22 protein-coding genes are annotated in these 23,058 nt (G+C 59.4%); 12 read left to right on the forward strand and 10 right to left on the reverse strand.

From position 1 onward, the window contains the following. Positions 1 to 51: 51 nt before the first annotated feature. Genes trpE through rpe form a run of 3 tightly spaced genes read right to left on the reverse strand, consistent with a single transcriptional unit; the run spans position 52 to position 2,943 of the window. Positions 52 to 1,539: an anthranilate synthase component I gene (gene trpE / locus CFT65_RS04550; protein ID WP_088826816.1), complete on the reverse strand. Its 1,488-nt coding sequence runs from the start codon at positions 1,537 to 1,539 to the stop codon at positions 52 to 54. A 31-nt stretch (positions 1,540 to 1,570) separates the two neighbouring features. Continuing rightward, positions 1,571 to 2,260, reverse strand: coding sequence for a phosphoglycolate phosphatase (locus CFT65_RS04555; protein WP_088826817.1), 690 nt, complete (start codon positions 2,258 to 2,260; stop codon positions 1,571 to 1,573). Beyond that, on the reverse strand, positions 2,257 to 2,943 hold the full coding sequence (gene rpe / locus CFT65_RS04560; protein ID WP_088826818.1) for a ribulose-phosphate 3-epimerase: 687 nt from the start codon (positions 2,941 to 2,943) through the stop codon (positions 2,257 to 2,259). The genes CFT65_RS04555 and rpe overlap by 4 nt, the downstream gene beginning before the upstream one ends. A 117-nt stretch (positions 2,944 to 3,060) precedes the next feature. On the opposite strand from rpe, the gene CFT65_RS04565 reads away from it, so the two are divergent. Continuing rightward, positions 3,061 to 4,020: a DUF3530 family protein gene (locus CFT65_RS04565; protein ID WP_088826819.1), complete on the forward strand. Its 960-nt coding sequence runs from the start codon at positions 3,061 to 3,063 to the stop codon at positions 4,018 to 4,020. Here the strand turns inward: CFT65_RS04565 and CFT65_RS04570 are convergent. The 3 genes from CFT65_RS04570 to CFT65_RS04580 are packed head-to-tail and all read right to left on the reverse strand — an operon-like array spanning position 4,017 to position 6,518. Continuing rightward, positions 4,017 to 4,778 (reverse strand): DnaJ domain-containing protein, encoded by a 762-nt coding sequence (locus CFT65_RS04570; RefSeq protein WP_088826820.1) that lies wholly within the window; start codon positions 4,776 to 4,778, stop codon positions 4,017 to 4,019. The two genes, CFT65_RS04565 and CFT65_RS04570, sit on opposite strands and share 4 nt — an antisense overlap. Continuing rightward, complete coding sequence (gene murU / locus CFT65_RS04575; protein ID WP_088826821.1) at positions 4,765 to 5,463, reverse strand: N-acetylmuramate alpha-1-phosphate uridylyltransferase MurU; 699 nt, start codon at positions 5,461 to 5,463, stop codon at positions 4,765 to 4,767. The genes CFT65_RS04570 and murU overlap by 14 nt, the downstream gene beginning before the upstream one ends. Then, the gene (locus CFT65_RS04580) at positions 5,460 to 6,518 is read right to left on the reverse strand and encodes an aminoglycoside phosphotransferase family protein (RefSeq protein ID WP_088826822.1); all 1,059 of its coding nucleotides are present in this window, start codon (positions 6,516 to 6,518) and stop codon (positions 5,460 to 5,462) included. Before CFT65_RS04580 ends, murU begins: the two co-directional genes overlap by 4 nt. Before the next feature lie 245 nt (positions 6,519 to 6,763). On the opposite strand from CFT65_RS04580, the gene CFT65_RS04585 reads away from it, so the two are divergent. The 9 genes from CFT65_RS04585 to slmA all read left to right on the forward strand — a co-directional run bounded on the left by CFT65_RS04585 (position 6,764) and on the right by slmA (position 15,309). Continuing rightward, positions 6,764 to 9,085, forward strand: a complete 2,322-nt coding sequence (locus CFT65_RS04585) for an LPS-assembly protein LptD (RefSeq protein ID WP_088826823.1) — start codon at positions 6,764 to 6,766, stop codon at positions 9,083 to 9,085. Between the two features lie 64 nt (positions 9,086 to 9,149). Further along, the gene (locus CFT65_RS04590) at positions 9,150 to 10,490 is read left to right on the forward strand and encodes a peptidylprolyl isomerase (protein WP_088826824.1); all 1,341 of its coding nucleotides are present in this window, start codon (positions 9,150 to 9,152) and stop codon (positions 10,488 to 10,490) included. Continuing rightward, positions 10,490 to 11,500: a 4-hydroxythreonine-4-phosphate dehydrogenase PdxA gene (pdxA, locus tag CFT65_RS04595; RefSeq protein WP_088826825.1), complete on the forward strand. Its 1,011-nt coding sequence runs from the start codon at positions 10,490 to 10,492 to the stop codon at positions 11,498 to 11,500. Before CFT65_RS04590 ends, pdxA begins: the two co-directional genes overlap by 1 nt. Beyond that, positions 11,497 to 12,327, forward strand: coding sequence for a 16S rRNA (adenine(1518)-N(6)/adenine(1519)-N(6))-dimethyltransferase RsmA (rsmA, locus tag CFT65_RS04600; RefSeq protein ID WP_088826826.1), 831 nt, complete (start codon positions 11,497 to 11,499; stop codon positions 12,325 to 12,327). Before pdxA ends, rsmA begins: the two co-directional genes overlap by 4 nt. After that, positions 12,320 to 13,120, forward strand: a complete 801-nt coding sequence (locus CFT65_RS04605) for a symmetrical bis(5'-nucleosyl)-tetraphosphatase (RefSeq protein WP_088826827.1) — start codon at positions 12,320 to 12,322, stop codon at positions 13,118 to 13,120. Before rsmA ends, CFT65_RS04605 begins: the two co-directional genes overlap by 8 nt. A 76-nt stretch (positions 13,121 to 13,196) precedes the next feature. Next, complete coding sequence (locus CFT65_RS04610) at positions 13,197 to 13,523, forward strand: DUF423 domain-containing protein (protein WP_088828154.1); 327 nt, start codon at positions 13,197 to 13,199, stop codon at positions 13,521 to 13,523. Between the two features lie 25 nt (positions 13,524 to 13,548). Beyond that, the gene (thiS, locus tag CFT65_RS04615; protein ID WP_064229836.1) at positions 13,549 to 13,749 is read left to right on the forward strand and encodes a sulfur carrier protein ThiS; all 201 of its coding nucleotides are present in this window, start codon (positions 13,549 to 13,551) and stop codon (positions 13,747 to 13,749) included. Between the two features lie 72 nt (positions 13,750 to 13,821). Next, complete coding sequence (locus tag CFT65_RS04620) at positions 13,822 to 14,631, forward strand: thiazole synthase (RefSeq protein ID WP_088826828.1); 810 nt, start codon at positions 13,822 to 13,824, stop codon at positions 14,629 to 14,631. Positions 14,632 to 14,721: 90 nt separating this feature from the next. Then, a complete protein-coding gene (slmA, locus tag CFT65_RS04625; protein WP_088826829.1) occupies positions 14,722 to 15,309 on the forward strand; it encodes a nucleoid occlusion factor SlmA in 588 nt (195 codons plus the stop codon). Between the two features lie 404 nt (positions 15,310 to 15,713). Here the strand turns inward: slmA and CFT65_RS04630 are convergent, their stop codons facing one another. From CFT65_RS04630 to CFT65_RS04645, 4 genes are all read right to left on the reverse strand, one after another. Further along, positions 15,714 to 16,538, reverse strand: coding sequence for an inositol monophosphatase family protein (locus CFT65_RS04630; protein WP_088826830.1), 825 nt, complete (start codon positions 16,536 to 16,538; stop codon positions 15,714 to 15,716). Between the two features lie 56 nt (positions 16,539 to 16,594). Further along, the gene (locus CFT65_RS04635; RefSeq protein WP_088826831.1) at positions 16,595 to 17,890 is read right to left on the reverse strand and encodes a pyridoxal phosphate-dependent aminotransferase; all 1,296 of its coding nucleotides are present in this window, start codon (positions 17,888 to 17,890) and stop codon (positions 16,595 to 16,597) included. A 129-nt stretch (positions 17,891 to 18,019) separates the two neighbouring features. Then, on the reverse strand, positions 18,020 to 18,334 hold the full coding sequence (locus CFT65_RS04640; protein WP_008173344.1) for a DUF3301 domain-containing protein: 315 nt from the start codon (positions 18,332 to 18,334) through the stop codon (positions 18,020 to 18,022). 50 nt (positions 18,335 to 18,384) lie between these two features. After that, positions 18,385 to 20,016 (reverse strand): PAS domain-containing methyl-accepting chemotaxis protein, encoded by a 1,632-nt coding sequence (locus CFT65_RS04645; RefSeq protein ID WP_088826832.1) that lies wholly within the window; start codon positions 20,014 to 20,016, stop codon positions 18,385 to 18,387. Between the two features lie 236 nt (positions 20,017 to 20,252). Between CFT65_RS04645 and CFT65_RS04650 the strand changes: the two genes are divergently transcribed. Both CFT65_RS04650 and CFT65_RS04655 read left to right on the forward strand, forming a co-directional pair. Then, positions 20,253 to 21,932 carry a putative bifunctional diguanylate cyclase/phosphodiesterase gene (locus tag CFT65_RS04650; RefSeq protein WP_088826833.1) on the forward strand — a complete coding sequence of 560 codons (1,680 nt, stop codon included), beginning with the start codon at positions 20,253 to 20,255 and terminating at the stop codon, positions 21,930 to 21,932. 97 nt (positions 21,933 to 22,029) lie between these two features. Further along, the gene (locus CFT65_RS04655) at positions 22,030 to 23,007 is read left to right on the forward strand and encodes an AraC family transcriptional regulator (RefSeq protein WP_088826834.1); all 978 of its coding nucleotides are present in this window, start codon (positions 22,030 to 22,032) and stop codon (positions 23,005 to 23,007) included. Positions 23,008 to 23,058 lie beyond the last annotated feature (51 nt).

Here is a 23,058-nt window from a genome sequence, read left to right on the forward strand (position 1 = left end):
TCCCCGAATTAGCCAGCAGTCACTGCCACAAAGATAGTTTCGTGTTTCATTTCAGTGGTCAAAATCATAGTACGTCATGGCCACCGCGCGGAAAATCGCACGGCCCTTGTTCATGGTTTCCTTCCACTCGAGGCGGGGCACCGAATCGGCCACTACGCCTGCGCCGGCCTGGATGTGCAGGGTGTTGTCCTTGATCACAGCGGTACGGATGGCAATGGCGGTATCCATGTTGCCGTTGAAGGACAGGTAGCCTACGGCGCCGCCGTAGACCCCACGCTTGACCGGCTCCAGCTCGTCGATAATCTCCATGGCCCGGATCTTGGGCGCACCACTGAGGGTGCCTGCAGGCAGGGTGGCCCGCAGCACATCCAGGCAACTGGTGTTGTCTTTCAGCCGGCCGGTGACGTTGGAAACAATGTGCATCACGTGGGAGTAGCGCTCCACGATCATCTTGTCGGTCAGCCGGACTGTGCCGGTTTCCGACACCCGGCCGGCATCGTTACGGCCCAGGTCGATCAGCATCAGATGCTCGGCAATTTCTTTCGGATCAGCCAGCAGTTCTGCTTCCAGCGCCTTGTCCTCGGCATCGGTGGCGCCCCGCTTTCGGGTGCCGGCGATCGGTCGAACCGTCACTTCCTCGTCTTCCACCCGGGCCAGGATTTCCGGGGAGGAACCCACGATGTGGAAGTCACCCAGATCCAGGAAATACATGTAGGGGGAAGGATTCAGCACCCGAAGCGACCGGTACAGGTTCAGCGGCGGTGCCTCGAAGGGAATCGACATACGCTGGGAGATCACCGTCTGCATCACATCGCCGTCGAGCACGTAGCCCTTGATCTTGTCTACCGCGGCTTCGAATTTGTCCTGGCTAAAGCCGGAGATGAAGTCGCTCTCGTCCACGGCCTTGCCGCGCAGGTGTTCTGGGGTGCGGGGCGCGTCAGCGGTTTGTCGGTGCAGATGGTTCTCCAGCTGATCAATGCGGCTCTGTGCCTTTTCGAAGGCGCCCTCAATGGCCGGATCGGCATGGACAATCAGATGCAGCTTGCCCCGAAGGTTGTCGAACACTACGATCTCGTTGGACACCATCAACAGGATGTCCGGCGTGCCGATTTTGTCCGGCGGACAGCTCTTGCGCAGCCGTTTTTCTATGTAGCGCACGGTGTCGTAGCCGAAGTAGCCCACCAGGCCGCCGTTAAACCGGGGCAGCTCGTCCAGATCCGGTGCATGGAAGCGTTTCTGATAGGTCTCGACAAAGGCCAGCGGATCGTCCACTTCCTCGGTTTCGACAACCTCGCCGCCGCGGCTGATCTCCACCCGGTGGTCGAAGACCTTCAGCACTTCGTGACTGGGCAGGCCGATGATCGAATACCGGCCCCATTTCTCCCCGCCCTGAACGGATTCGAACAGGTAGGAATAGGGTCCGCTGGCGAGTTTGAGGTAGGTGCTCAGAGGCGTGTCGAGATCGGCCAGAACCTCGCGGTATACGGGGATGCGGTTAAAGCCGGCGTCGGCGAGCTCGGCGAATTGCTCGGGGGTCATGGTGCGGTTTCCTGAAATCGGAGTTGCATCTTTACAAAAGCTCGGCCAGCGAATCAACAACCGCATCGGCACCGAGGGTATCCACTGCGGGTCCGTAGTTGTAGCCGTAACGGACCGCTACGCAGGGAATGCCTGCTGCCAGTGCGGCATTAATATCCGCCCCGGAGTCGCCCACCATCACCGTGGTTCCCCGGGTTCCGCCCAGGTTTTCCATGGCATAAAGCAGGGGGGCCGGATCGGGTTTCTTGACCGGCAGGGTGTCACCGCCCACGGTCAGATCAAACCAGTGGTCCAGCCCCATCTGTTCCAGCAGAGGCGCCACGAACTGTTCCGGCTTGTTGGTGACGATACCCAGTCTGCAGCCCTGATTCTTCAGATGCGTGAGGCAGGCCTCGACACCGGCATAGACCACTGAATGCTGCCCGTTGATGGTGCCGTAGGCGTGATAGAAAATCGCCAGGGCATCCTTGAAAAGGGCATCGTCTTTCGGCTTCGCCGGTTCCCAGTCCACTTGGCCGGCCAGCGCCCGGCGCACCAGAACGCTGGCGCCGTTGCCTACCCAGTTCCGTACCCGATCAATTCCCGCCGGTGAACGCCCCAGATGCTCCAGCATCTGATCCACGGCCGCTGCCAGATCCGGGGCGCTGTCCACCAGGGTGCCGTCGAGATCGAACAGGGCAACGCCCGGCCAGCGAGGGTTGAACAAACCCGCCAGACTCATTGGCTGATCACCCTGCGGGCCTGCTCCAGTTCTTCGCGCATAGCATCTATGGTGGTTTTGTAGTCGTCGGTGTTAAAGATGGCAGACCCCGCCACGAAGGTGTCGGCACCGGCCTCGGCGATTTCCCGAATGTTCTCGGTCTTCACGCCACCATCGATTTCCAGGCGGATATTGTAGTTGCTGGCATCAATGCGCTTGCGGGCTTCCCGGAGCTTGTCGAGGGTGCCGGGAATGAACTTCTGGCCACCAAAGCCGGGGTTTACCGACATCATCAGCACCATGTCCAGCTTGTCCATCACATGATCCATGTAATGCAGTGGCGTGGCCGGATTGAACACCAGGCCTGCCTGGCAGCCGCCGTCGCGAATCAATTGCAATGAACGGTCAATGTGGTTGGTCGCTTCCGGGTGGAAGGTAATGTAACTGGCCCCGGCGTCGATAAACTTACGTATGAGATCGTCGACCGGCGATACCATCAGGTGTACATCGATGGGGGCGGTCACGCCATGCTTGCGCAGCGCCTCGCAGACCATGGGGCCAATGGTGAGATTGGGTACATAGTGATTGTCCATCACATCAAAGTGCACGACATCGGCGCCGGCGGCCAGTACGTTGTCGACTTCCTCGCCAAGGCGGGCAAAATCGGCAGACAGGATGGATGGGGCAATCAGGTAAGGATTCATGACGGCTCTCTCACAACAATGGATAATGGCGTGGTCAGCGGTCCCTGCCGCACATTCAGAATGGCTGCTAGTCTAACAGCTCAGTGGCGTTTTTTCGCAGTCAAAGGATCAGTATCTGTGCAGAGATTCGAGATTTACCGGCCCGGCGTGTTCTGGTTTTTCATCCTGGCGCTGATGTCTGTCATGCCGTCCACCACCTTCGGGCAGGCGGAGGGTGAGCCGGCCGGCGAGACGGGAGACACGGCGGCGCCGGCTTCGGAGTCTGCGAGTCGGGCCCTGGTCTGGACGGGCACCGGCGAACGCTCCCTGACCCAGAGCTTTCCCGAGTCAGCGGTATGGCTGGAGCTTGAGGAGGGCGACCGGGCGCTTGGGCTGTTCTATCCGGAAGCCAGGTTGCCGGCCCGCGGCGCGGTGCTGGTTCTGTCAGATGAAGGCGAAACTGCTGCTTCCGGGTTGACCGGGCCACTGGCGGCGGGGCTGGCTTCCCGGGGCTGGGCCGTATTCTCGCTGGGTCTGGAGTCGCCCTCGCCGGTTCTGAGTGAGGTCCTGATGCGGCCGGTGGTCGAGAAGCCGGCGACTGAAGCGGGCTCGGGTGAACAGGAAGCATCAGAATCGGTAATGATCGATGTCATGGCTTCCGAGGGTGCCGATGATCTTGAGGCGCGCTACAGAAGCCGGATCAACCAGATGCTCCAGGCAGGGCTGGCCCTGCTGGTTGAGCGGGGCTATGAAACACCGGCTGTTCTCGGTGTCGGGCGAGCCAGTATACACGTGACCAACCGGGTATTGGATGGCGCCGATGCCTCTGCGCTTGTCTGGGTGGCTCCCGAGTTTTATCCCGTTGACCGGTCAGATCTGCCGGAACGTCTGGCATCGCTGGGCATGGACCTGCTGGAGCTGTATCCCTCCGGACTCGTTGATGATAAATCGGACTGGAGTATTGGCATGAGGTTGCGTCGGGCCGGGATGAGTGGTTTCGAGCGACAACCGATTCCCTGGGTCAGTCCTGCGCCTGAGTCTCTGGGCGATGGCGTGGCCAGTCGTGTTGCCGCCTGGCTGGAATTCCGCGAGCGTTAGGGGCGGAGGGTGTTGTGGCGCTTTATCAGTTCCCAGGCCTGTTGGTAGTGGAGCAGGCGTTCCTTGGCCAGGCTTCGGTCGCGGTCACTGACCTGCTGTTGGGCAAGCTTGTCCGGGTGGCACTCGGATATCTTCTTGCGATAGGCCCGTTTGATCACTTCCAGGGAATCCCGGCGGGTAACCCCTAGAAGTTCACAGGCCTGCTGATAGCTGGTGGGTCTGGAAAGGTTCTCGCTGTGCCGGATCCAGACCTTGCTGGCATAACTGTCGAAAATGTCCTCGCTGATTCTTACCGGCAGACCAATCTGGTCAATGGCGTCCTCACAGCGATAACGTCTGGGTTTGCCGGGGCGGCCGTTAAGCTGGCTGGCGTGGCAGAGACAGATGGCGGTTTTCAACGCGGGAGCTGGCCAGAGACGGTGGGAAAGGCGCATGGCCAGCCCACGGATAAACGGCAGCTGCCCGGCCGACTTGCCCTGCTGGAACCAGCCAATGGCCCGTCTGCGCTGGCGTTTCGACAGCCTCATGGCCTTGATCAGCGATTCGGCATAGCCAATGTCGGCCTCGGTCACCCGTCCGTCTGCCTTGGCGATATAGCCGAGGAAGAAAAACAGAGAATGTCCGCACCAGCGGGGCAGGCGTGCGCGCTCGATCAGCGCAGGGGCCTGATGACCACAGGCCGAAAGTTCCCGCATCAGGCTGGAGAACTCGGCTTCCATCCGGGCCGGCAGCGCCGGTTGCCTGTTACTGCCCGCCATGGCTCTCGGATTCCCTGTTGCCCAGTTGCCTGTCCAGTGCCTGCAGGCGTTCCGGGGTGCCCACGTCTACCCATTGTCCCGGATGGTAAAGGCCTTTCACGCGGCCTTCGCCCATGGCATTGCGCAGCACCGGGCCCAGCTTTCCCGCCCGGTCAGTCAGGCCTTCGAACAGCCGCCGGTGCAACAGGCTGATGCCGGTGAACGTCAACTTGTCCGGCCCGTCGCCAATGAGCCGTCCCTGATCGGTCAGGTGAAAGTCGCCTTCTGGATGGTGTGGCGGGTTGTCGGTGACAACCAGCAAGGCGTCCGCTTCAGTCGGCGGTGTCAGTTGTGACAGGTCGAAATCGCTCCAGATATCGCCGTTGATCACCAGAATCCAGTCAGACTTGTCATCGGCAAGCAGAGGCAGGGCGCGCACTATGCCGCCGGCGGTTTCCAGCGGTTCGCCTTCCCGGGAATATTCAATGGACAGTCCGAACTGCTCGCCATTGCCCAGGGTTTCCTCGATCTTGTCACCCAGCCAGGCGTGGTTGATCACCACCTCACAGACTCCTGCCCGCCGTAGGTGGTCCAGATGGTAGCTGATCAGAGGCTTGCCGGCAGCCCTTAGCAGGGGCTTTGGTGTGGCCAGCGTCAGTGGCCGCATGCGTTCACCTTTGCCGGCAGCGAGAATCATGGCCTTCACTGGGGCAGGTGCTCCTGACCCGGGGCCGGGCCGATGCTCGCCTCGATCCGGGGCATAACCATATCGCTGAGCCATTCGTGGAAGTGGCGAAGGGCCGGCTGCCGGCTGCTGGCAACGATCAGGTACTGAACGGTTCGGGGAATATCCTTGAGGTAGCCGTGCTTGCCATCGCGGATCGACAGCCGGGCGAAAATCCCGGCGGCCTTCAGGTGCCGCTGCATGCCCATCAGTTCAAACCACTGTCGGAAGGTCTCCCGGTCGGCGCGGTGTAGGCCCGCATCGAGACTGCTCTGGCGGTAGTCTTCCAGCCACTCGCAGATGCGTTCCTCCGGCCATTGGATGTAGCAGTCCTTCAGCAGCGAGACCACATCGTAGGTGACCGGCCCGGCAACCGCGTCCTGGAAATCGATGACACCCGGGGGCGGTTGATTCGGGCGAACCAGAAGGTTTCGGGAATGGTAGTCCCGATGAACCGTCACTTCCGGTTGCGCCAGAGCGCTTTCCCGCAGCATGGAAAAGGTGGTGTCCAGCAGAGCCCGCTCGCTGTTTTCAAGGCTCATGCCCAGATGCTGCTCCAGCAGCCAGTCCGGAAACAGCGCCATTTCCCGCTCGAGCAGGGTGGCATCGTAGGGTGGTAGCGGGTAATCCCTGGGTGAAGTCTGGCGGGCAATCAGGGTCAGCTCCTCCAGGGCGTTCCGGTAGAGCTGGTCTGCGGAGTCGTTGTTCAACTGGCCAAGCATCAGCTGGTCACCAAAATCCTCCAGCAGCAGGAAGCCCTGTTTCAGATCGGCCTGGACAATGTTCGGCACGGCAATGCCCTGCTGGTGCCAGTGCCGTGCGATGGCCACGAAGGGTTCGCAGTCTTCATGTTCCGGGGGCGCATCCATAACGATAAACGGCACGCCGTCACCGGGAGCCGTCGCCTGATTGGCGTGCGGCCAGACCCGGAAATAGCGGCGAAAACTGGCATCGCCGGAAACAGGTTCGGCTTCGCTCTGTTCGAAGCCGGGGAACTGTCTGACCCAGTTGGTCAGCAACTGCAGGCGGGTGTCCATAGCTCGGGTTGCGATCCTGTAAATTAAGTTGTCGCTGACAGCGAAAGTTAGCAGACGAGTATAAAGAGGGTAAATCGGTTTTGCAGCGGAGTTTCCGTTAACAACCCCGGAGGGCACGTGTAAACTAGACGCCGGTAAATATTGCCCGTCCTCCAATTCACCCGGAACAGGATCCAGCCACCGTGCCATGTCCCGAACGCCCACTGCAATCGCCGGAAGCCCGGTGGCAGAGCCGGTATGGCCGTTTGTTGCTGGCCGCGCTTCTGGGTTTGGTGGGGGCGGCAGGTCACGCTCAGACAGCACCATCAGCGGCGGAAATTGACTGGCGGCCCAGGGCGGAACTGCCAACCGAGGTGCGGTCTTCGTTGCCCCTGTTCTGTGACGGTGGTTATTTGCCGTCCGGTAGAAGCAATGGCGTTGACAGTGCGTTTGCCAATGGCGCTGATGCCGAACAACCGCTGGAGGCTAGAGGCCTGAATGCCCGGTATGAAATTGACCGCGAGTTGTTTCTCCAGGGCGATGTCCGGATCCGCCAGGGTGGCTTCCAGGTAACCGGTTCAGAAGCCCGTTACAGCCAGCAGCAGGGCGCAGTGTCGGTTCAGGGGCCACTGGTCAGTCGAGGCGAGGGCTTCCTCCTGACCGGTGAGAACGCGAATTATGATGTGGATACCGGCCGCCTGGATATCAACACCGCGACGTTTCTTCTGCACGGCCCCGAAATGCGCGGTAGCGCCGGCAGCCTGGCACGTATCAGCGAGGAGCAGGTCGTCATTGAAGATGGCTTTCTGACCACCTGCGGCCCCAGACAGAATGACTGGGCCATCGTTGCCTCGGATATCAGGCTGGATCGGGCGCAAGGATTCGGTACCGCCAAACACGTTCGATTGGAAGTCCTGGATGTGCCGGTGTTCTACTGGCCGTGGGCGAGCTTTCCCATTGATGATCGCCGCAAGTCCGGTTTCCTATACCCGCAGTTCGGCTCTTCCAGTGCCGGCAGCGGCGGCTTTCTCGCCGTGCCCTATTACTTCAACCTGGCACCCCATTACGACGCGACGCTGATGCCCCAGTACATTCATGGCCGTGGCCTGTTCAACGAAGTCGAAGGCCGGTACCTCAGCTCTCTCGGGGAAACTACCCTGCAGCTTGGGTACATCGGCAATGATTCGGCGTTCCAGGAAGAAAATCCCGGTGAATCCGGTGAGCGCTGGGCCCTGGATGCCACGACCCGGGCTGCCTTCGGCCTTGGCTGGCGGGGCTATGGGGATTTTTCCGCGGTGAGCGATGAGGACTATCTCAGCGACCTGAACCGCAGCCTGGAGATCAATCAGGCAACCCACCTGCAGAGAAAAGGCGGGGTGACCTACCGAAGCGATCAGCAGTATTTCGATGCCTACCTCAATGATTACCAGACCATCAGTGACCGCATCGCTGATGTGGACAAGCCCTATGCCCAGTTGCCAGAAGTGATCTACGCAGGCCAGACTGGTGCGGGGATTGTCGAGGCCAGCCTGGAAAGCCAGTACACGGTGTTTTACCGGGATAACGAAGCACTCACCGGTCTGGACCGGGCCAACGGCCAGCGTTTCCGTGCCCGACCGGAACTGGCGTTGCCAATGCGGGCATTGTGGGGTTTCAGCCGGCCTTCGGTGAGCGTGGATTACACCCGCTATGATCTGGAGGACTACACACTGGGCGATGGCACCTTTGACCGTACTGTGCCGGTTGCCGAATGGGATAACGGGTTGTATTTCGACCGACAGAGCAGCCTGTTTGATGTGCCTTACAACCAGACTCTGGAGCCCCGGCTCTATTACGCCTGGGCCGATGCCGATCCGGATCAGAACGACATTCCGGATTTCGACACCGACCTCCAGACCTTTCGTTTTGAGCAACTGTTTCGCCCGGACCGCTTCACCGGAGGTGACCGGGTAGGCGATGCCAACCAGTTGACCGTTGCCCTGACCAGCCGTTTCAATGACCTGCTCACTGGTTCCGAGCGTGCCCGGTTCAGTATTGGTCAGGTCCAGTATTTTGAGGATCGCGAGGTGACCCTGTTTGGCGAGGGTGCCGGTACCCGGAGCCGTTCTCCGCTGGCGGGTGAAGTCGTGCTTAACCCGTTTGATACCCTTGAGATCCGCTCCTCCGGCCTGTGGGATCCCGACACCGGCGATACCGAAGAGGGCCGGAGCCAGTTGACCTTTCACTCCAGGGACTACCGGTACCTGGCCAGTGTGGGGCACACCTACAGCCGGGACGAACTGGAACAGTCGGATATTGCGGCGGTTTTCCCGGTGTCGGACCGTGTTAGTCTGATCGGCCGCTGGGTCTATGATTCGGAACTTGACCGAACCGTCGGATCCCTGGCCGGGCTCGAATACAATAACTGTTGCTGGAGTGTTCAAGTGGTTCACCAGAACTACCTGACCGACGACCGGGAGCTTGAAAGCCGCATACTGTTCCAGATTCAGCTGAAGGGCCTCGGTGGCAGCGATGGTGCCTCATCAAGTATTTCCGAGGCCCTTTACGGTTTTGATGAAAGGGAGCGTCGTCGTTTTGGAACTCCCTGAGTGGATCCCGGACTAAGGCCCCCAAAACGCCAGAAAAGCTCAAATTCTATTTGCAGAGGTGATTATGAAGGCGACCCTTCGCCATGGTGTACAAGCGTTACTGGTTCTTCTTGCCGTTCTGGCCCCGTTGTCTGTTCAGGCCGAGCGAAAGCTGCTGGACCAGGTAGTGGCCATCGTCGACGAGGATGTCATCCTGCAGACCGAGCTGGAGGCGCGAATCAGTACCATTACAAGCAGGCTCAGTGCACAGGGCACGGCGCTGCCGCCGAGGCAGGTCCTGGAAGAACGGGTGCTTGACCAACTGATTACCGAATCGATCCAGATGCAGATGGCGGACCGTGCTGGAATGCGTATCAGCGATAACGAGCTGAATGAGACCATGGCCAACATTGCCGACCGCAATGGCATGAGCCTGGCGCAGTTTGAAAACCAGCTCGAAGCCGAAGGCGTGTCCTACAACCAGGCCCGCGAACAGATCCGCAAGGAGATGCTGACCAGCCGGGTTCAGCAGCGCCAGGTCGGCAACCGGGTTCGGGTGACCGATCGGGAAGTTGAAAATTATCTGGAGAGTCTGGAAGCCCGTGGGGGCAATAACGCCCAGTACAGGTTGGCGTACATTTTTGTGAGCGTTGATGACCCGTCCGACGAGGCGGAGGTGGATGCGGCTCGGGGAAAAGCTGAGCGTCTGCGCAACGAGATTGCCAGTGGTCGTGATTTCCGCGAGGTGGCTGTTGCCGAGTCTGATGCCAGTAACGCCCTGGAAGGTGGGGATATGGGCTGGCGGGCCGAAGGCCAGCTGCCGTCTCTGGTCGCCCCGGTTGTGCCGGAGCTGCCGGTGGGTGAGCCGTCGGAAGTTCTGGAAAACAACAGCGGCTTCCACCTGGTGATGGTTATGGACAAGCGCGGCGGTGAGCAGCAGCAGATGATCCAGCAGCATCGTGTCCGTCACATCCTGGTCCGGCCCTCCGAGGCAACCACCGACAACCAGGCCGAGACCTTGATCCGCGACCTTTACCAACAGCTTCAGAACGGAGCCAGCTTCAGTGCCCTGGCCAGGGAGTATTCTGACGATCCGGTGTCCGGTTCCGACGGCGGGAATCTGGGCTGGGTAAGCCCGGGTCAGATGGTGCCGGCGTTTGAACAGGCCATGCTGGATGCCGACATTGGCGAGTTGCGCGGGCCGTTCCGTTCCCAGTTTGGCTGGCACATCCTGCAAGTCCAGGAGCGCCGCCAGAAAGACATTAGCGGCGATGTGCGCGACGCCGAAGCCCGCCAGGCCATCTATCGGCGCAAGTTTGAAACCGAATTGCAGAACTGGCTTCAGGAGATCCGTGATGAGGCCTTTATCGAGTTCAAGGGCGAGTACGCCAAGGACGAGCCTGCAGACGAAGAGCCGGTATCCTGATGACTGATCCCGTGGTGCTGGCGCTTACCGCCGGCGAACCCGCCGGCATTGGCCCGGAGCTGTGTCTGCAGCTGGCGCTGGAGGCCAGGACCGCGGGAGTGGTGGTGGTTGCCAGCAGGCCATTACTGGAAGCCCGGGCGAAGGAAATGAATCTGGCGGTTGAACTGCGACCCTGGCAGCCCGGAGAAGCGCCAGAAATGGAAGCAGGCCTGCTATCGGTGCTGCACGTGGACGGTTGCGCCAATCACCAGCCGGGCACCGTGGATACTGGCAGCAGTGCCTATGTGCTCAGAACGCTGGAAGTTGCCGCCAACGGCTGCCTCAATGGCGATTTTGACGGCATGGTGACGGCACCTGTCCACAAAGGCGTTATCAACGATGCCGGCATCGCGTTCAGCGGCCATACCGAATTCCTGCAGGAGCTTTGTGGCGTGGAGCGGGTGGTCATGATGCTGGCAACCGAAGAACTGCGGGTTGCGCTGGTAACGACCCACCTGCCGCTAAAGGACGTTTCCGCCGCCATTACCCCGGCGCGCCTGACTCAGGTGACGCGGATTCTCGATGCCGATCTGAAAAAGTTCTTCGGCATTGCCCGGCCCAGGATACTGGTGGCCGGCCTGAACCCCCATGCCGGTGAATGTGGTCATCTCGGTCGGGAGGAAATCGATACCATCGAGCCAACCCTAGAGTCTCTGCGTGCCGAAGGCATTTCTCTGACCGGACCTTTACCTGCCGATACCCTGTTTACCCCGCACTGGTTAAGCCAGGCGGATGCGGTTCTGGCCATGTACCACGATCAGGGACTGCCGGTACTCAAGTTCCAGGGATTTGGACGGGCCGTTAACATTACCCTTGGACTGCCGATTGTGCGCACGTCCGTGGACCATGGCACGGCTCTGGATCTGGCGGGAACCGGCCGGGCCGATGGCGGCAGTCTGAATACAGCCTTGAAGGTGGGCGAGCAAATGGCTCGTTGTCGCAAATCTGCAATTGAAGAGACCCGTTCGTGAGCAACAAAGCCGGCCACCAGGCCAGAAAACGGTTTGGCCAGAATTTCCTCCATGATCCGGGGGTCATAGAGCAGATCATCCGCGCCATTAACCCGAAACCGGATGACGCCATCGTGGAAATTGGCCCCGGCCTGGGTGCGCTGACCGAGGAAATACTGGCGGTGAATCCGAAGCTCCAGGTAGTGGAGCTGGATCGGGATCTGATTCCGGTGCTGCGCACCAAGTTCTTCAACTATCCCGAGTTCCGGATTCACGAGGCGGACGCGCTCAAGTTTGATTTCAGCCAACTGATGGTTGACCGGCCTCTGCGAATCATCGGTAATCTGCCTTACAACATCTCCACGCCCCTGATCTTCCACCTTCTGTCCCAGGCCGGTGTTGTGCAGGACATGCACTTCATGCTGCAGAAAGAGGTGGTTCAGCGGATGGCAGCGGTGCCGGGTGACAACAATTACGGGCGCCTTGGCATCATGACCCAGTATTTCTGCAAGGTTCAGCCGCTCTTTGAAGTTGGGCCTGGCGCTTTCCGCCCGGCGCCCAAGGTGGATTCGGCGATTGTCCGATTGGTGCCTCACGAGACGCTTCCGCACCCGGCGAAGGATCTGACGACACTTCAGGCCGTGGTCCGCACGGCGTTCAATGCACGGCGGAAAACTCTGCGCAAGGCACTCGGCGGTATGGTGTCGGTCGAGCAGCTCCAGAGCCTGGGCATCAATGATGGCCTGCGCCCCGAGAATCTTGGACTGGCCGATTTCGTGGCCATCGCAGACCTGCTGGTTGACGAGAAGGGCTCAGCAAATCCGGCAATCGAGGTAAGTGATGACTGACTACGCCATAGGCGATATTCAGGGCTGTTACGAGCGTTTGAGGGATGTCCTGGACAAAGTGAATTTCTCTCCCTCCCGTGACCGTTTGTGGGTGGCCGGAGACCTGATCAATCGTGGACCGTCCTCACTGGCAACTCTGAGGTATATCGAAACCCTCGGTGATTCAGCGGTAGTGGTGCTCGGCAATCATGACCTGCATCTGCTGGCGGTGTCTCTGGGTGGTCATCAGACGCGCCGCAAAGACACCCTGGCGGACATTCTGGAAGCACCGGATCACGACCGGCTGGTGAACTGGCTTCGGCAACAGAATCTGTGCGTTCACGATCCGGACCGGAATCTGGTGATGACCCACGCCGGTTTGCCCCATATCTGGACGGTCAGCCAGGCCATGGCGCGCGCTCAGGAAGTGGAAGCTGTGATCCGGGGCGATGCCGCCGAGGAATACTTCACCCACATGTACGGCAACCAGCCCGAGCGCTGGGATGAAACCCTGCAGGGTATGGACCGCTGGCGGGTCATTACCAACTATTTCACCCGCATGCGCTTTATTGCCGAGGATGGCACCCTGGAGCTGGCGGCCAAGGAAGCCGTTGACAGCGCCCCGGAAGGTTTCGAACCGTGGTTTCATTTCCCTCGTGCTGACGATGTCCGTGTGGTGTTTGGTCACTGGGCAGCCCTGGAAGGAAAAACTGGCAGCGACCGGTTTATCGGTCTGGATACCGGGTGTGTCTGGGGTGGAGCATTAACTATGATGAATCTTGATACGGGAGAAAAGATCCACTGTGACTGCTGAGTCCGTATCACCGGCCGCGAGCCGGGTCCTTGCATTACCCCTGGTTGCGGGTGCTTTTCTGGCGCTCCTGGCGGTGATGGCTGGCGCCTTTGGCGCACACGGCCTGCGTAGCCTGGTCAGTGAGCGAGGGCTTGAAGTTTTCCAGACCGCCGTCACATATCAAATGTACCATTCCATAGCGCTGGTTCTATTGGCGTTACTGGCCGGACAAGGGCTGTCCAAAAATTTGCTGGGTTGGTCAGCCGGATTTTTTCTGGCCGGCATCCTGTTATTCAGTGGCAGTCTTTACTTGCTGGTGCTGACGGATATCCGCTGGATCGGCCCGATCACGCCCCTTGGTGGGGTGTGCTTCATGGTGGGCTGGGCGCTGTTAATAACCTCCGGTCTCCGCCGGAACAAGTGAAGAATACAGAGGTTCAAGAGTCACGATGCAGGTTCAGGTGAATGGCGATGCAATGGAGCTGCCGAATGGCGCAACCATAGCCACGCTGATTGAAAAGATGGCTCTCGCGGGCAAGCGGCTGGCGGTTGAGGTTAACGAGGACATTGTGCCGCGGAGCCGGCACCCGGAATTTACCCTGAGCGATGGCGACCGTGTAGAAGTCGTTCACGCTATTGGCGGTGGCTGAATTGGCCGGTCCGCCGAACATACCGACCACGGCAGTTTCCATCCTCCAGTATTCAAATTATTCAGGAACACTATGACAGAGACATCCGAACTCCAGCTTCCAGAAGACAGACCGCTCGAAATTGCCGGACGGGTTTACCAGTCCCGTTTGCTCGTCGGGACCGGCAAATATCGTGACATGATGGAAGCCGGTCATGCCATCGAGTCCAGCGGTGCCGAGATTGTTACCGTTGCGGTGCGCCGCACCAACCTCGGCCAGAACCCGGATGAGCCGAACTTGCTGGATGTGATTTCCCCAAGCAGTTATACCATTTTGCCCAACACGGCAGGCTGCTATACCGCGAAAGACGCCGTACGCACCTGCAAGCTGGCCCGGGAGCTTCTGGACGGTCATGATCTGGTGAAGTTGGAAGTCCTGGGTGAGGAGAAGACCCTTTACCCGAACATGACCGAAACGCTCATGGCCGCCGAGGAGCTCATCAAGGATGGCTTCAAGGTTATGGTTTACTGCTCGGATGACCCGTTGCTGGCCAAGCGCCTGGAAGACATGGGCTGTGTCGCCATTATGCCCCTCGGCGCGCCGATCGGTTCCGGCCTGGGGATCCAGAACCGGTACAATATCCGGCTGATTGTGGAAAACGCCAAGGTACCGGTACTTGTGGATGCTGGCGTCGGCACTGCATCAGACGCCACCATCGCCATGGAACTGGGCTGCGACGGCGTGCTGATGAACACCGCGATTGCCCAGGCCAAAGATCCGATCAGGATGGCCAATGCCATGCGTCTCGCTATCGAGGCGGGCCGCGAAGCCTACCTGGCGGGCCGGATGCCCAAGAAGCTCTATGCCAGCGCATCCTCGCCCATTGATGGCACCTTCTTCTGATCTCGGGCACAATCCTGACTAACGATAACCGAGGGCCGGCCCTGAACAACCGGTCCCGACAACGATAAATCAGAGCGCTGCTGTCCTGTCATGACTGATCAGAAACCTAGTCGCCGAGAGGCGATTCTCCATGCTCTTGTGGAACTCCTGGAGACAGATCCGGGTGCCCGCATCACCACCGCGGGCCTTGCAAAATCCGTGGGCGTCACCGAGGCGGCTTTGTATCGGCATTTTCCCAGCAAGCGGAAAATGTTCGAGGCGCTTATCGAGTTCGCCGAAGATGCCGTGTTCTCCCGCTGTCAGGTGATCCTGCAGGAGCAGGAGGACGTGCGGGTACGCCTGCAGCAGCTGGTCCACCTGGTACTCGTATTCGCAGAGCGCAATCCGGGGTTGTGTTGTGTGCTGACTGGAGACGCCCTGATGGGCGAGGATGACAGCCTTCGGAAACGTGCCTCCCAGTTCTTCGAGCGCCTGGAAACTCAGGTACGCCAGACTCTCAAGGAAGGCGAAATCCGACAGGGCCTGCGGCCCAGAACCACGTCTGCCCGCGGCGCCGATTTTGTCCTGGTGTTCGTGGAAGGCCGGATTCAGCGGTTCATCCGCTCCTCGTTTTCGCGGTTGCCCTCCACTGACTTCGACGAGAGTTGGGGATTGGTTGCCGAGGGTGTTTGGGGCTGAATCTTTCGTTCGCCGCTAAGAAATCCGTTCCTGGCCCCGCCTTTCCGGCCTTTTCGATATCTCCCCTCAATCCAACCATTTCTGTTGGACCGGCGCTTCAAGCTGTAGGTTGGATTAGGCGAAGCCGTAATCCAACAAGACACTTTGGGAATGCCTTCACTGTGTCGGATTACGACTTCGTCTAATCTGACCTACCAAATTCCCTACGATAGATTCGCGATATCACCACAGCAATGCCGGCAGGGGATGGGAACCTTCTTCCCGGAATGTCGACGGCCAAGGATGGTAGTCGCCAAGCGCACATGGACGTGCTCGTAGCGGTTCCTGGAAGAAGGTTCCCATTCCGTGCCCGCCCCAAAGCTGTAAGGCTAGGGAGCACACTCTGAAGGCAAGCACTAACGCAATCAGTCGTAGCCGGAGGCAGACCGGAGGATGGACCGAACAGGCTCCCAGACAGCCGGCGCCGAGATCAGGATATCGCGGCCCCAGAGGTCGGCAGGATAGCCTTCAGGCACTTCACTGAAATGGCCGGCCGTGGCACCTGCTTCGAGGGCAATCAAGCGGGCGGCGGCGAAGTCCCAGGGGCTGACGTTCTCGTAGTAGATATCCAGTCGGCCACAGGCCACCCAGCAGATATCCAGTGCTGCGGAACCGATACGGCGCAGGTCGCGGCACTGATGGATCATGGCGTCCAGGCGTTTGACCAACTGCTCAAGGCTGTCCTTGGTGTAGGGGAAGCCGGTGGCAAACAGGGCATCACGGGGCACGGTGGCGCCACTGTGCCGGATCGGACGGCCATTCAGGGTTGCACCTTCGGAACGGGTCGCCCGGAAGGTTTCCCCGGGAAACGGCGCATGCACCACTCCGGCCTGAACGCGGCCTTTTTCGGCAAAGGCAATGGACACCGCCACCTGCGGGTGGCCGTAGGCGTAATTCACCGTGCCATCGATAGGGTCGACGATCCAAAGCGGTGTCTCGAGTTCTTCCGCCTGGCTGAGATCAGGCATGGTTTCTTCGGAAAGGATGCGATGGCCGGGGAAGCGTTTGCGGATGGCGCCGGTGATGAATTCGTCCGCCATGACGTCGGCGTGGGTTACCAACTCGGTCTGGTGCTTGTAATCGGTGCGCAGGGCGTTGTTGTCCCGTTCGCGGCGAATCAGTTCTCCGGCCTCGCGGGCCAGATTTTCGGCAAAGTCAGTAATCTCGAGCTGAGAAACAGAATCAGACATGGCGCCCCCGTTGATATCCCGTAAGAGATTGAGGGCGCCAGTCTAACACGGCAGAATCAGAGGCTGGTCAGCCACTGCTCCATGTTTTCCATAGCCTTGACCAGTCGTGGGCATGCCTGTTTGACGAAGTCGTCGCCCAGCTCCTGTTCTGCATAGTCGCCGCCGGCGAGCGCCAGGGATTCGGCACCGTCGAAGTCGACGAAGGCCAAGCGCGCCGCCAGATGATCCGGTACGAAACCGAAGTCGCTGGCAGGCAGGATGGCCACGCCGGTGTTTTCCAGCAGGGCCTGGCAGAAGGCCTGGCTGGTCTTGATGTCTTTGCTGGCCAGCTGTTCCCGGAACCCGGAGAAGTCCGGGAACAGGTAGAACGCACCTTCTGGTTTCTGGACCACCGCGCCCATGTCGCTCAGTCGACGATGCATGTACTCGCCAACAACCTTGAGCACCCGACGAGACTGTTTGAGGTATTCGTCGATGTCGTCACCGCCATTGAACGCTGCAATGGCCGCGTGCTGGATCGGTGCGCTCGTCGCCGTGTAGGTTTCACTGGCGATGATGGCCATGGCGTCCTGCAGCGGCCTCAGTTCCCGGGGGAAAATGAATGTGCCAAGACGCCAGCCGCCGGCACCTGCCCATTTACTGAGGCCGGTACTGATGATGGTGCCTTCCGGGTAATACCGGGCAATTGATTTGTGCCTGCCCTCGAAATGTACCTCACCGTAGATCTCATCGGAGAGCAAGATCAGCCGGTATTTGCGGGCCACATTGGCAATGGCCAGGAGCTGGTCGTCGGTGTAGGTGCAACCGGTGGGGTTGGACGGATAGTTCAGGATCAGTATCCGGGGCCGCGAGGGATCATCCCGACAGATGATGTCGAGTTCTTCGGCGGTGAGCTGCCAGTTGTTCTCGGCATGGGTCGGCAGCCAGTGAACCGAGCGGCCGATGATCCGGGCCTGCGGGGCATAGGAAACCCAGCTCGGGCGCGGGATCAGCAGGTCACCATAGTAGGCCAGTTGGAGCATGAACAGCAGTTCCTTGGAGCCCGGGCCAATCAGCACGTCTTCCCAGGTGCAGTGCATGCGCTCACTACGGCGAATATAGCCGGCGATTGCCTCGCGTAAGCCCTTAAGTCCCTTTACCGGCAGATAGTCCTTTTCGTGGGCGTGCTCCTTGAGCGCTTCCACCACGCGATCAGGAACCGGGAAAGGGGACTGCCCCAGCCCGAGTTTGATAATGTCCTTGCCCTCGGATTTGAGATGATTGCTCAGCTCGTTGATGCGAAGGGTGGCCGAGGGCTGAATGCCCCGGACGTTCAGGTTGATTGCGTAGCGGTGGTCGTTATGGATGTCCATTGTCCCTGTCTGTTGGTTGGAAATGACCCCGACAGTATAGAAAACCCGAACATATCCGTGATGGTGTGGCAGATAGGTGATTGCCGCAGTTTGGCGTCAGACTTTGGTGGTGGCAACCCGCTTGCTTGCTCAGGAAAACCGGTGGGGTTCCAGCTCCATATGCTGGATGCGCTGGCCCAGCATGATGATACGGCCGGTGTAGCGTTCCTCGCCCGTGGATGTGAAATCGAACAGGAACCGGCGCCAGACTCGGATCCGCCCCTGATCGTCGCGTTTGAACCAGAGACCACGGAGGAATACCGCATCATCCAGCAGCATCACGTCCATGCTTTTGCAATAGCGACGCGCGGCCTGAAGCACGAAATCCTTGATGGCTTTGGCGCGCCACCAGTACCAGACGGCGAATCCGGCCACGAACAGCCAGAACAGGGTTCCAAGAGTCACGGTTGCAGCGATCTTCCACGGTTAATCAGAGGGTTGATCGCCAGACTACCTTATTGCGTCGGCCCGGGGAATCGTTGCCGGTTCTCCGGCGCTGTCGTCGGCAACAGTCGATCACACAGCATCTGCAGGAAATGGCTGGTCAGTAACTGTGCCTGGTCCACGTTATTGCCGAGGTGTTCCGACTCTTCCCGGGCGTTTTCGCTGCTCTCGACCGAGCGGTTACCGAGCTCCAGGAGCCGTGCTGCCTGACGTTCCACCTGAACACTCAATGCCGCCTGTTGTTCCGTAGCGCCGGCCACCTCATGGGTGCAGGACGTAATGACATCTACATCACTGAGGGTCGCTTCCAGGGTTTCGCTGACTTCATTGGCGATGCCTGCAGTCTGTTGACAGCATTGGGTGCCGTTGTTGATCACGTCAACGACTTCCCGGGTCTCGGTCTGCAGGGCACCAATCATCTCATCAATCTTGCGGGTGGATTCGTGGGTTCTCCGGGCCAGCCCCCGAACCTCATCGGCAACCACGGCGAATCCGCGACCATATTCGCCAGCTCGCGCGGCTTCGATGGCGGCATTCAGAGCCAGCAGGTTGGTCTGTTCGGCGATGTCGGAGATCACGTCCAGAACCATGCCTATGGCATCGCTTTTTTCAGACAGCGCCTGCATGCGTTCATTGGCGACGGAAAGCTGCCCGCCGAGCCCGGACAGCGACTGGTTCATGGAGGTCATCTGGCCGCGACACTGGCCGGCTGACTGGCGCGCATCGTCTGTTGCGTCGTGGGTCCGAGCTGTCAGTTCGCTGACCCGCCGAACGCTTTCTGACAGTTCCTCAAAAGCCCGGGTTATGTCCTGGATATCCCCTTGCTGGCTGCGGATGCTGGCCACCGAGTTGGCGACCCACTCGACGGTTCGCTGTTTCCGGCCGTGGAGCTTGCCGACATTGGCATGCATGCGGGCGGAAACGGCCCGAAGTACAGCATCCCGTTTCTGACGATCGAATTCGATCCAGGCGCCCTCATCGCGGCGGCCGGTATAGATCCAGGGCATGGCCGGGTGGGCCTCCGCACAAGCCGCCCTGGCGCTGCGCATCATGGGAAGGGTGAGCCAGACCAGTACCGCGAATACGGCCAGCAGCAGTCCTTGCAGTACCAATAGATGGGGCAGGGCCAGTTCTGACAGGCCGAACCAGAGAAACGTCAATGCCAGCAGTCCATACAGGCAGCTGAGTTTCAATGACAAGGGAGGACTGACTGCGAGATACCGGCGGGGTACTTTGCCTTGCCTCCAGGCCGAATACAGTTTCTCCGCCCGGGTAACCTGATCTGGTCGGGGGCGTGTGCGAACCGACTGAAACTCGACAATTTCGCCGTCTTTTCGTATTGGCGTAACAAAGGCGTCCACCCAGTAATGATCGCCGTTCTTGCAGCGATTCTTGACCATACCCCGCCAGGATTCTCCGGACTTGATGGTTTGCCAGAGATTCTCGAAAGCCCCCGGCGGCATGTCCGGATGCCGTATCAGGTTGTGGGGCTGGCCGACCAGTTCGTCAATCGTATAGCCAGCCACTTCGGCAAACTCTTCGTTAGCAGCGGTAATCTTGCCCCTAAGGTCGGTGGTGGTAATCAGGTGATAGTGTTCCGGGTATCCCCGTTCTTTTTGGCTGACGGGTTCGTTGATTCGCATGAAGTGTCCTCGGCTTTCTAGCGTTGGTAATCGCGTTAACCAACTATCGGCTGCCTTGGGACCTTTCGATATCCGGTTATTGCAATAATTGAACGTTACTTCACGTTCTCTTGTGTTTTGGTCGTAACGATCGTGTTTTTGCAATATGTGGCTAGGTTGGCGACAGATACTGATTATGCTGGGGACTGGAACTTGTCTGACCAGGTTCAGGGCTGCGAAAAGGGAGTGAGCAGTGTATGCAGGCATTACAACAACAAGATTTCAGGGCCCTGGTAGATAGCCATCCAAGGGCAATCATGCTGTCGACAACGGAACCCAGAATTGCCTACGTCAACCGGATGTTCCGCTCGGTGACCGGTTACCAGGCCGAGGAAGTGGTCGGTCAGGCGCCGTCAGTGCTCAGCTCCGGGCTGCACTCCCCGGAGTTCTATCAAACCATGTGGAAAAGCCTGGACGATCACGGGCGCTGGGAAGGGTTGATCTGGAACCGGCGCAAGAATGGCGAGACCTATCCCCAATGGTTGACCATATATCCTGTTCAGCGGGATGGGCGACAGTTCTTTGCAGGGATCTTCACGGATGTCGGGGATATCGCAGCCGGCGATGAGCGCCTGGCCTCTCTGGCTTATTACGATCCACTTACGGAGCTGCCAAACCGTTCGCTGTTCCAGGAATTCCTCAAGGCTCGCGTGGCCCCGCGGGAGCCAGACGGCGGATGTTTCGCGGTGCTGTACGTCGATCTCGACTTTTTCAAGTCGATAAACGATTTGCACGGTCATGAATGCGGCGATCAGGTGCTCCAGCAGGCCGCCCAGTGTATTCAGAGTGTTCTGCGAAAGGGCGATGTAGTTGCGCGACTGTCTGGGGATGAGTTCGCGGCCATCATTGAACTGCAGAATGATGAGGACCTGGAGAGCCTATGTCAGCGTATGACGCAGATTTTCCAGGCTCCAATCATCGTGGGTGACAGGGAGTATTTCCTGTCAGCGTCGGTTGGCGCTGCCGTCTACCCGGACCATGGCCGAACTGGCGCCGAGCTGTTGCAGAATGCAGATCGGGCCATGTACACGGCCAAGATGGCAGGGCGGGCCTGCTACCGGTTTTACAGTGCTGTCGACACCGAAAGGGGGCGGCACCGACAGCGTCTTTCCGAGGCGCTGATCGCCTCGGTGAAGACAGCTCCTGAGGAATTCAGTGTGGTCTATCAACCCCAGTACCACCTCGCGACTGGCAAGGTCGCCGGGTTGGAGGCACTTTTACGCTGGAATCACCCGGAATTCGGCCCGGTATCACCCGGTGATTTTGTTGCCATCGCCGAGCAGCGGGGCCACATTCACGAACTGACCGAGCACCTGGTGCGATGTGTGCTTGCCGACCTCCCAAGCGAGTCGGAGAGGTTGCCTGAGGGGCTTGGCCTGGCGATCAATATATCGGCTCGCCAGATTGCCGATCCCCGGCTGGAGGCCTTGCTGAGGCCTCTGTTTGAGCGCATCCGCAGTGTGGGTTGGGTGCCTGAAATCGAGATTACCGAAACCCACCTGATGAACCTGTCAAGGCAGTGCCTGAACCGGCTGCGGGAATTCGGTGAGCAGGGAGTGGTTGTCGCGATCGACGATTTCGGAACCGGCTACTCCTCGTTGGCGTACCTGCACGCGTTGCCCGTGCAGGTGTTGAAGATTGATCGGCAGTTTATCTGGCGGCTCGGCGGCAAGTCCCGTGATTCTCGCATCGTCTCGGCGATCCTGGGGATTGCCGAGGCGCTGGATCTGGAGGTGGTGGCCGAGGGAATCGAGACCGAAGACCAGCACGACAAACTCCGGGAGTTGAAATGCCACCGGGGCCAGGGTTTCCTGATGGCCAGGCCAGCGCCCTGGCAGGAACTTAATCGAGTATTTATTGATCGAAATCAAGGTTAGAGGAGTCGGATGCCTTTCCAGGGGTATTTTGCAAGATTTGGCTAGGTCCGAGGCCCCGTTTGATTTATCAAGGGGCAAATCTCTGCCCCGGAACTCTATGCGAACTACTGCGCCAGACCTGGAACTCGATTCCTACCTGCGACTCAATCGTGCCTCCCTCGTTGAGTGGCTTGCTGCAATTCGCGAATTGTCCGGTTGTGATGACATGGATTGTACCCTGTTCGAGGGCAGCGGCCATCAGGTAGGGGCCCTGTCGACGCTGATCACTGAGCGTGGCCGACTGATCTGTCTGTATGCCGCTGAGGGCATGGAAATTAAGGGCTGCCAGGCGAGTGCACCTGTCTTCCTGTTGCCGAGGGCCGGCACCCCGGAGATCGCAACACGGGATGAGCACTGGCAATGCCTGAACCAGCTGTTCCTTGCATGGCCGGAGGACCGATTTCGATTGCGTTTGCCTCCGGAAGCGAGGGTGTTGATTCTCAGACTGGAACCGGGCACTTCGGCCCCGCTCGTCCCCGATTGTAGTGACGACCATCTCTCGAGCTACGAGGAGCTCATCACCTGTTATCTCCATCGGTCACCCTTCTTTCGGGATGACGCTCATGCCATCGGGGTTACGAATGAGCTTTTCCTCAACCTGACCCGGTCTGCAAAACAATCGACCCACACCTGCCAGTGCCCGAAACTCGATCGTCGGTTGCTCAGGGCCATCGAAAAAATCAGGCATGAACCGGGCTGGGACTTCAACCTCCAGGAACTGGCCAGCCACTCCGGTGTCAGCGAGCGGAATCTTTACTATCTGATGAAACGTGAAACCGGTATGACGCCTTATCGGTTGTACCAGCGTAACCGGCTGCTGAGGGTCCGGCAGCGTCTGGTGGATTGCCAGTGCGAAGTGCCGCACATCTCCTGGTATGCCGCCGACGCAGGTTTTTCTCACCTTGGGCGGTTTGCGGCCCTGTACCGGGAGCATTTTGGCGAATTGCCCAGCGAAACGGTTCAGTGGCGGCAAAGCCTGCAGAAGAGTGGAGTTGGCAAGCAGATTGCTGACGAGCCCGATCTGCTGATGTCCTGATCTGCTCAACAAAAAAAGCCCGACTCACGTTGCCGTGGCCGGGCCTGAGAC

This window comes from Marinobacter sp. es.048 (assembly GCF_900188435.1).
Classification (GTDB): Bacteria; Pseudomonadota; Gammaproteobacteria; order Pseudomonadales; family Oleiphilaceae; genus Marinobacter.

Excerpts from the sequence above, each read along its gene's own strand:
- trpE (WP_088826816.1), bottom strand. The coding sequence starts at position 1,539 with ATGACCCCCGAGCAATTCGCCGAGCTCGCCGACGCCGGCTTTAACCGC.
- CFT65_RS04555 (WP_088826817.1), bottom strand. The coding sequence starts at position 2,260 with ATGAGTCTGGCGGGTTTGTTCAACCCTCGCTGGCCGGGCGTTGCCCTG.
- rpe (WP_088826818.1), bottom strand. The coding sequence starts at position 2,943 with ATGAATCCTTACCTGATTGCCCCATCCATCCTGTCTGCCGATTTTGCC.
- CFT65_RS04570 (WP_088826820.1), bottom strand. The coding sequence starts at position 4,778 with ATGGCGGGCAGTAACAGGCAACCGGCGCTGCCGGCCCGGATGGAAGCC.
- CFT65_RS04580 (WP_088826822.1), bottom strand. The coding sequence starts at position 6,518 with ATGGACACCCGCCTGCAGTTGCTGACCAACTGGGTCAGACAGTTCCCC.
- CFT65_RS04590 (WP_088826824.1), top strand. The coding sequence starts at position 9,150 with ATGAAGGCGACCCTTCGCCATGGTGTACAAGCGTTACTGGTTCTTCTT.
- pdxA (WP_088826825.1), top strand. The coding sequence starts at position 10,490 with ATGACTGATCCCGTGGTGCTGGCGCTTACCGCCGGCGAACCCGCCGGC.
- CFT65_RS04605 (WP_088826827.1), top strand. The coding sequence starts at position 12,320 with ATGACTGACTACGCCATAGGCGATATTCAGGGCTGTTACGAGCGTTTG.
- CFT65_RS04610 (WP_088828154.1), top strand. The coding sequence starts at position 13,197 with ATGGCTGGCGCCTTTGGCGCACACGGCCTGCGTAGCCTGGTCAGTGAG.
- thiS (WP_064229836.1), top strand. The coding sequence starts at position 13,549 with ATGCAGGTTCAGGTGAATGGCGATGCAATGGAGCTGCCGAATGGCGCA.
- CFT65_RS04620 (WP_088826828.1), top strand. The coding sequence starts at position 13,822 with ATGACAGAGACATCCGAACTCCAGCTTCCAGAAGACAGACCGCTCGAA.
- slmA (WP_088826829.1), top strand. The coding sequence starts at position 14,722 with ATGACTGATCAGAAACCTAGTCGCCGAGAGGCGATTCTCCATGCTCTT.
- CFT65_RS04630 (WP_088826830.1), bottom strand. The coding sequence starts at position 16,538 with ATGTCTGATTCTGTTTCTCAGCTCGAGATTACTGACTTTGCCGAAAAT.
- CFT65_RS04635 (WP_088826831.1), bottom strand. The coding sequence starts at position 17,890 with ATGGACATCCATAACGACCACCGCTACGCAATCAACCTGAACGTCCGG.
- CFT65_RS04645 (WP_088826832.1), bottom strand. The coding sequence starts at position 20,016 with ATGCGAATCAACGAACCCGTCAGCCAAAAAGAACGGGGATACCCGGAA.
- CFT65_RS04650 (WP_088826833.1), top strand. The coding sequence starts at position 20,253 with ATGCAGGCATTACAACAACAAGATTTCAGGGCCCTGGTAGATAGCCAT.
- CFT65_RS04655 (WP_088826834.1), top strand. The coding sequence starts at position 22,030 with ATGCGAACTACTGCGCCAGACCTGGAACTCGATTCCTACCTGCGACTC.